The organism is Cryobacterium serini, assembly GCF_004404025.1.
GTDB lineage: Bacteria > Actinomycetota > Actinomycetes > Actinomycetales > Microbacteriaceae > Cryobacterium > Cryobacterium serini.
Genome location: NZ_SOHN01000020.1, coordinates 1 through 1820 on the forward strand (window position 1 = coordinate 1; position 1820 = coordinate 1820).

General features: G+C 53.2%; 1 rRNA gene. It reads left to right on the forward strand.

What is annotated here, in order from left to right:
• Positions 1 to 25 precede the first annotated feature (25 nt).
• A 23S ribosomal RNA gene (locus tag E3T51_RS16610) occupies positions 26 to 1820 on the forward strand; the annotation flags it as partial.

Sequence of the window (1820 nt, forward strand, 5' to 3'; positions counted from 1 at the left end):
ACTTAATCGATTCAAACTCATGTGATTTCAAATTTTTAAGAGCAAACGGTGAATGCCTTGGCATGTAGAGCCGAAGAAGGACGTAGTAATCTGCGATAAGCCTCGGGGAGTTGATAAACGAACTGTGATCCGAGGATGTCCGAATGGGGAAACCCCGCCAGGCCCGTGAGGTGACCTGGTGACTCCCGCCTGAATATATAGGGCGGGTAGAGGGAACGTGGGGAAGTGAAACATCTCAGTACCCACAGGAAGAGAAAACAACAGTGATTCCGTTAGTAGTGGCGAGCGAACCCGGATGAGGCTAAACCGATCATGTGTGATAGCCGGTAGGCGTTGCATGGTCGGGGTTGCGGGACTTTTCTGCCTATTCTACCGAATGGTAAGGGTTAGAACGTTGTATAGACGAACAGGATTGAAAGCCTGGTCATAGAGGGTGCGAACCCCGTAGTCGAAATGCAGCAATCGCCCGAGAAGTATCCCAAGTAGCACGGGGCCCGAGAAATCCCGTGTGAATCCGTCAGGACCACCTGATAAGCCTAAATACTCCTACATGACCGATAGTGAACAAGTACCGTGAGGGAAAGGTGAAAAGTACCCCGGGAGGGGAGTGAAATAGTACCTGAAACCGTTTGCTTACAAACCGTTGGAGCCAGCTTTGTTCTGGTGACAGCGTGCCTTTTGAAGAATGAGCCTGCGAGTTAGTGATATGTGGCGAGCTTAACCCGAGAGGGGAATGCGTAGCGAAAGCGAGTCTGAATAGGGCGATTCAGTCGCATGTCCTAGACCCGAAGCGAAGTGATCTATCCATGGCCAGGTTGAAGCGACGGTAAGACGTCGTGGAGGACCGAACCCACTTCAGTTGAAAATGGAGGGGATGAGCTGTGGATAGGGGTGAAAGGCCAATCAAACTTCGTGATAGCTGGTTCTCTCCGAAATGCATTTAGGTGCAGCGTTGCGTGTTTCTTGCCGGAGGTAGAGCTACTGGATGGCCGATGGGGCCTAAAAGCTTACTGACGTCAGCCAAACTCCGAATGCCGGTAAGTGAGAGCGCAGCAGTGAGACGGTGGGGGATAAGCTTCATCGTCGAGAGGGAAACAACCCAGACCACCAACTAAGGTCCCAAAGCGCGTGCTAAGTGGGAAAGGATGTGGAGTTGCACAGACAACCAGGAGGTTGGCTTAGAAGCAGCCACCCTTGAAAGAGTGCGTAATAGCTCACTGGTCAAGTGATTCCGCGCCGACAATGTAACGGGGCTCAAGCACGCCACCGAAGTTGTGGCATTGATATTTTTGGTTAGCTAACACCCTTGTGGTGTTGGTTCAGCCGTGTTGATGGGTAGGAGAGCGTCGTGTGGCCAGCGAAGCGGCGGTGTAAACCAGCCGTGGAGGCCACACGAGTGAGAATGCAGGCATGAGTAGCGAAAGACGGGTGAGAAACCCGTCCTCCGAAAGATCAAGGGTTCCAGGGCCAGGCTAATCCGCCCTGGGTAAGTCGGGACCTAAGGCGAGGCCGACAGGCGTAGTCGATGGACAACGGGTTGATATTCCCGTACTGACGAAAAACCGCCCAAGCTAATCCAGTAATGCTAAGCATCTGAATCCCCTAGATGGATCCCTTCGGGGTGAAGCGTGGGGCCTAGCGTGCGACCCTATGCTGGTGCGGTTAGCGTATTAACAGGTGTGACGCAGGAAGGTAGCTGAGCCGGGCGATGGTTGACCCGGTCTAAGGATGTAGGGCGAACGATAGGCAAATCCGTCGTTCATGATGCCTGAGACCCGATGGGTAGCCCGTAAGGGTGAAATCAGTGATCCTATGCTGCC